We start from the raw sequence: 5,959 nt of genomic DNA, 5'->3' as shown, positions 1-5,959 counted from the left end.
CATTCGCCGCACCGGGCACAAGGCCAAGTACGTCCGGCCCATCGCGGGTGTCGTGCACCCGGCACGCCGAGAGCACGCTTCCCCAAGCTCTCAACTCCGTTCGAGCAGGGGAGACCCCATCGACGCCGCGAGGCCGCCCTCCGGGCGACGACGGGAGTGTGAAGACGGGCCCTAGAGTCCGGATGTCGGCCGGGACCGGTCAGCCCCGTCCGAGCTCACCGCTCTCACGCGGACTCCTCGCGCACCGCGCCCAGCCGCGCCTGCTCCTCCTCGACGATCTGACGGGCCATCGACGTGTCCGAGACATCGACCGCGTCCGGCGTCGACTCGGCGACCGCGCTGCGCCGGGCGTAGGCGTCGAACAGGCGGGACTTGTTCCGCAGTATGTCGACCATCCGCTCGTCCACCCCGGGGGTGGCGAGCAGCCGGTGCACCTGGACCGAACGCACCTGTCCCATGCGGTGGGCCCGCGCCACCGCCTGATGTTCGAGGGTCGGTTTGATCTGCGGCTCGCAGAGGATCACGACGGACGCGGCCTGCATGTTGAGCCCCACTCCCGCCGCCTCGATCTGCGCCAGCATCACGGCGTGCCCCGGCGCTGCCGTGTACTCGTCGACCAGTTGCTGGCGGCGCGCGGGCGGCGTGCTTCCCGAGAGCGGCCCGAACACCTGGCCGCCGGACGCGCTCCGTACGTCGCCGAGTGCCGCCTTCACCGCCGCCAGTACGTCCCTGAAGTTGGAGAACACCACCACCTTCAGCCCGTTCTCGGCGGCGTCCCCGACGATCTCGCACAGCCGGTGCAGCTTGGCCGACTTCTCGGGGCTCGCGTACGCCGCTCTGCGCATCGCCATGAAGTTGCCCGCGTGCACGGCCTCGCGGTAGGCCTCCTCGTCCGACGCGCTCAGCTCCTCCCACTCGTCCGTCCGCTGGAGCGCGGGGAGTTCGGTCAGCACGTCCTCCTGGTTGCGGCGCAGGTACACCGGGGCGACGGCCTTCCGGAACGCCTTGGAGCCGGCCACCCGGTCCCGGTCGCCGACGGCCTCCGCCAGGTCGGGCTGGAGGATCCGCACCAGGCTGCGGAACTCGGCGACGCGGTTCTCCATGGGCGTGCCGGTCATGAAGAGCACACGGTCGCTGCGCCCGGCCCATTCGGTCACGGCCTGGGTGCGACGCGCCTTCGGGTTCTTCACGTAGTGCGCCTCGTCCACGACGAGCATCCCGAGCTCACCGGCCGCGGGGGCCGGGAATCCGCGCAGGGCTTCGAAGGTGGTCACGCCCACGCCGCCCCGGTCCTGCCACTCCGCGAACGCCCGCTGCCGGTCGGGGCCGTGCAGAGGCAGCACGCGCAGCTTGCTGCGGGTCTCGATCTCGCGGGTCCAGTTGATGAGGACGCTGGCCGGACAGACGACCATGAAGTGGCTCCGGCCCCCGGCCGCGAGATGCGCCAGGACGGCGATGGCCTGGATGGTCTTGCCGAGCCCCATCTCGTCGCCGAGGATCGCCTTGCGCTGCGCCAGCACGAAGCGCGCCCCGAAGGCCTGATAGCCGCGCAGCGACACCCGCCGCCGCGTGTCGTCCAGCGTCTGGTCGCGGACCCGCTCGGCGACTTCGTCGGGCAGGAACCCCTCGGCGGCGGCGGAGTCGGGGCTGCTCCCGGAGATCTCCGCGAGCAGGCTGTAGTACTCGGCGGAACGCAGCTCGAAGTCGACCCAGGCCGCGACCTCGGACGAGGTACCGCGCAGCAGGTCCACCGATGCCTGGGCGAGCAGCTCCGGCACACCGCCGCGTACCGCGTCCTCGGTCAGCCCGCGGACCTCCGCGACGGCCTCCAGCGCCCGGGCCCGTCCGGCCTGTCCCGCCAGCAGCATCCGCAGCCGCCCCGCGGCGGGCCCGGCCTCGGCGAGCAGCGGACCGAGCCGCTCCGAGAGCGCTGTCGCCGTGTCGACGGCCCGCCGCGCGTCCGGGCCCGCTTCCACGAGCACCTGAAGAGCCCTCACCAGTGCGGTGGTGCGCGGCTCGGGCCGGTCCACGTCGATCTGCACGGCGATGGTCTCCCGAACGGCTTCGGCTATCTGCCGCGCCGCCGCGAGGACCTGGTCGGCGGTCCGCTGGCCCACGCCGGGGATCTGCCGCAACCGGTAGGTGCCGGCGTCGAGGACCTGGCGGACCGACGTCAGCCCGCTGCGCTCCACTTCCCCGAACCGCACCCGCCCCTCGGTCACTTCTTTCAGCCGGGCCACCGGGATGGCGTCCAGCGCCTGTTCCGCCGCCGCGTCGCAGATCGGCTTCAGGGCGGCCCGAACCGCCTCGACGGCCCGCCCGTGATCCCCGACCACGGCCCGCGCCGCTTCGTGCAGCCGCTCCCCTGCGCCGACCGCGGCCCGCTCACTACGCCCCATCCCGCCCGGCCTCTCTCGCTGTGTCCCCGCACAGTACGGAGTGCCAAGGACAACGCGACGGCCCGGCCTGCTCCGTCGCAGGCCGGGCCGTCGGTGACACCATTCCGACGAGACGTTGAAGCGGAACCTTCAACACAGAGCTTTCACCTGCGGAAACGCGGTTCCCGCAGATCTCATCCAGAACCGATCCAGCACGGTGCAAGGTCAACCAGCACATCCAGCACCCGCGACCGTGACACGGAATTTGCCCACCGCCACCCGGTCGAGGGCACCTTGAGGGAGACTCCGGTAGGCGGTGAGTGAGTCCCCCGGACCGCCTTCCGGGCGTAAGCACACACTCAGCTGCCGTATATCCCTCGCGACGCGGGAGGTTCAGCTTCCTGCGAACAAAGGTCAGATCGACGCGCCACTGGATGAGGTCAGAATCGACTTCGAGACCACCGACCGGGCATACCCTTGCCACCTCCGGGTCAGTCGAGCTTCTCGAACGCCGGCCTTGGTGCGATGATGGGCGTGCGCTTTTCATTGATATTGAGCCATGTCGGAGCTTCCACCGACATGAGCTTGCGGTCAATAGGTCCAGGTCCTGTGGAACAATGGCCACTCGGAGTCCATTGCCATCTTCGAGTTGATGCCAATTACTTTTGATAGTCGCGGCGGCAAACCGCGCCTGGATCCAAATGCGAACGGCCGACCTGACCCGTCAGGCAGCAGCACCGCATCACCACTCGCGTTGTTGACGACGGCTTCAGTGAATCCGAGGTGGCGCGCACGCTCGTGCCCGAACATCAGAGACGTCGGCCTGACCAAGTCAGCGAATGCCCTAGGGCTCACCTTCCTGGGCGCTTCGCTGACCAGATCGGTAACGCGTGGTTCGCCGCCGACAATCGCCTCGTGAACGGCCCACTCGAACCCGTCCCCACGTGATCCCTTGTCGCGGTGCAGGCGAGCGAGCTTAGCGAGCTGCCGAAACGTGACCTCAACCCGATCGCAATTGAGGTCTTCGAGGTCTGCTTGCGACAATTCATCAAAATGAGCCCTCAGAATTGATCGCGATACTGCGTAAAGAGCGCGACCGTACTCATCAACCGGTTCGGCCTGACTAAGGAAGGTAACATCTGCCATTCAGCGACTCTCATTTCGCCCCACGAACTGTTGAACCAGAACCCAGCGCGTAGAAGAGGCGTCCCAGCACACCGGATACTCACCGATCAGTAGTGATATCGGGCAGCGAGGATGACGATCTCCTTGTCCGTCACCAGATAGACGAGGCGGTGCTCTTCGTCGATCCGTCGCGACCAGGCCCCAGGCAGGTGATACTTCAGCGGCTCCGGCTTGCCGATGCCCGCGAAGGGGTCACGCCTGACATCTTCGATGAGCTTGTTGATCCGGGCGAGCATCTTGCGGTCGTTCTTGAGCCAGGACGTGTAGTCCTCCCAGCCCTGATCCTCGAAGACCAGCCTCACGTTGCACCCGCACCTGCGTCCGGTGACTCGGGATCGATCAGCTCACGCTCTGACACGTTGATGTGCGACAGGGCGTTCTCGTACGCCTTGAGCAACCGCCGGGCGTTCGCCGGCGAGCGCAGCAGGTAGGAGCCCTCGCGCAGCGCCATGTAGTCCTCGGCCGAGACAAGCACAGCGTTGCCGTGCTTGGAGACGATCTCGATGGCCTCGTGGTTCTCGTTGACCTTTTTGATCAACGGAAACAGTTCCTTGCGCGCTTCGCTCGCAGTTATGGACATGACGTCAGCCCTCCCATCAAGTGGTACCTAATAACGTACCACTCTTGGTGTCACTCGAGAGGGGAAGCGACTGATGGACGCTCAGCTGATCCAGCACGGAGAAAGGCTAGGGCCCACCTCTCCGAGGTGGGCCCTAGCTGACCTGCATGTTTGCCACGTCAGCGACGTGGTGTTATTCCATCCGCTCAGACGTTGAACCGGAATCTGTAGTGCAGAGCTCCCACCTGCGGAAACGCGGGTTTTCAGGGGTCATCCCAGCACCATCCCAGCACGGGCGTTCGATCCCAGCACCACGAGCTACTCAGATGCCCAGCCGAACATCCTCGTTCCATCCACGCCTCTCGCCCCACCGGCCCGTCGACGTCTATGCATTAACTCCTTGCCCGCGTTCCCCCCTCGTGGACTATCGTTCCTCTGCACCGCGCTCCTTCCTCGGAGGGTGTGCGCGACGTGACCTGAGGAGCATGCGATGCCCTTCGGTTTGGTGACTCAGCCCCATGGTGCGCTCCCGGCGGGAGCCATCCGGCGCCGTCACCAATCAAATCGAAGGGGACGCATTCCCGTGGTTGCTGTCGAATACATGCCCAAGCCTCGCACCTGGGTCCGTGATGTCCTTGTTGGCATCGTGGCGAGCCTCAGCTCGAACCTGGCGTGGGCTCTGGCGCAGTTCGTGGTGCACCGCCTCGGCTGAGCCGGGGCAGCGGGCGGGTCCCCAGGGGCCCGCCCTCCTTCTTTCGCGACCGGGTAATCTGCAGAACGTCATTGCGGCCCGACGGGCTTCCGCTCCGCTTCGGCGGAGTCACGAAGGACATGCCCCCACCCGCACGAGTCATCTCGTGCCTGGGGATCCTTCGTGCTCCTGCAACTGTCCGCAGCCGAGCTCGGCCGACTCATCGTGGCCCGAGACGGATCGGCGCACCTTCCGCTCACCGAAAAACTGATCCAAGAGCATTCCCGGATCAAGGGAGGAGCGGCCGGCCAGGGCGACATCGCTTCCTGGAACAACAGCCTCCCCGTAGTAGTCAAAGCTCTGCTGGACTGCGGCCTCGACGAAGTTGAGGTACAGATTGAGGTCGACCTGCCGCACACCAACTCGGCGGTCGATCTGGTGCTGTGCGGTCGGCATCCCGGTACGGAGGCGGATTCCTACCTTGCAGTTGAGCTGAAGCAGGTACGGCACGCCACGGTGGACCCCCTGTGCCCCATCGCCGTCGATCTCGGGTTCGGCGACGGGAAGAACAAGCTGCACCCTGTCCGGCAGGTCCAGCGCTACTGCGAGTACATGCTGCGCTATCTCCCGCATCTTCGGGAGAACGAGGATCAGTTGATGGGCGTGGCACTCCTCCACAACGCACGTGATGCGGATGTGGAGGCGCTGTTCGCTCTGTCGGAAACCAACCATGGCTTCCTCTACACCCTCGACGACCTTGCCCGCTTCCGGCGAGTCCTTACCTCGAGGTTCTCACACGCGTCCGGGAAGCGGGCCGCATCAGCCCTGGAGCAGGCCCGCCAGGACCCGTTGCTCAAGGTCACCGATGTGGGGCCTTGACCCCTGATGTTGAACACACGAGACACTGGATCCTGAGGATCTGAGAACGGACATCTCGTGGTCATGAAGAACTACCCGCCGGAGTTCAAGGCGGACGCGGTCGCGCTCTACGAGTCGCGGCCGGAGGCGACGATCAGGTCGGTCGCCGCCGATCTGGGCATCAATCCGGAGACCTTGCGGAACTGGGTGAGGGCTGCCGGAGCAAGCCGTCCGCGAGGACGCCGGACGCCGGAGACGGCTCAGCCGCCGGAACCGCTGGAGGCGGAG

6 protein-coding genes are annotated in these 5,959 nt (G+C 66.6%); 2 read left to right on the top strand and 4 right to left on the bottom strand.

Annotated features, from left to right (window positions below):
• Positions 1-224 precede the first annotated feature (224 nt).
• From B072_RS0130190 to B072_RS0130180, 4 genes are all read right to left on the bottom strand, one after another.
• On the bottom strand, positions 225-2,399 hold the full coding sequence (locus tag B072_RS0130190) for a DEAD/DEAH box helicase (RefSeq protein ID WP_026246456.1): 2,175 nt from the start codon (positions 2,397-2,399) through the stop codon (positions 225-227).
• A gap of 570 nt (positions 2,400-2,969) precedes the next feature.
• Positions 2,970-3,524 (bottom strand): hypothetical protein, encoded by a 555-nt coding sequence (locus B072_RS48380; protein WP_158689265.1) that lies wholly within the window; start codon positions 3,522-3,524, stop codon positions 2,970-2,972.
• An 86-nt stretch (positions 3,525-3,610) separates the two neighbouring features.
• Positions 3,611-3,865 (bottom strand): Txe/YoeB family addiction module toxin, encoded by a 255-nt coding sequence (locus B072_RS0130185; protein WP_018533689.1) that lies wholly within the window; start codon positions 3,863-3,865, stop codon positions 3,611-3,613.
• Positions 3,862-4,143 (bottom strand): type II toxin-antitoxin system Phd/YefM family antitoxin, encoded by a 282-nt coding sequence (locus B072_RS0130180; RefSeq protein ID WP_026246455.1) that lies wholly within the window; start codon positions 4,141-4,143, stop codon positions 3,862-3,864. Before B072_RS0130180 ends, B072_RS0130185 begins: the two co-directional genes overlap by 4 nt.
• Positions 4,144-4,996: 853 nt before the next feature.
• On the opposite strand from B072_RS0130180, the gene B072_RS0130170 reads away from it, so the two are divergent.
• Positions 4,997-5,692: a hypothetical protein gene (locus B072_RS0130170; RefSeq protein ID WP_018533686.1), complete on the top strand. Its 696-nt coding sequence runs from the start codon at positions 4,997-4,999 to the stop codon at positions 5,690-5,692.
• Between the two features lie 57 nt (positions 5,693-5,749).
• Positions 5,750-5,959, top strand: a 210-nt coding sequence (locus B072_RS0130165) for an IS3 family transposase (protein ID WP_018533685.1), incomplete at its 3' end; no start/stop codon positions are given.

This window comes from Streptomyces sp. HmicA12, assembly GCF_000373565.1.
In the GTDB taxonomy this organism is placed as follows: domain Bacteria; phylum Actinomycetota; class Actinomycetes; order Streptomycetales; family Streptomycetaceae; genus Streptomyces.
The sequence above is the reverse complement of the archived record's forward strand: the minus strand, read 5'-3'. Positions and strand labels throughout refer to the sequence as shown.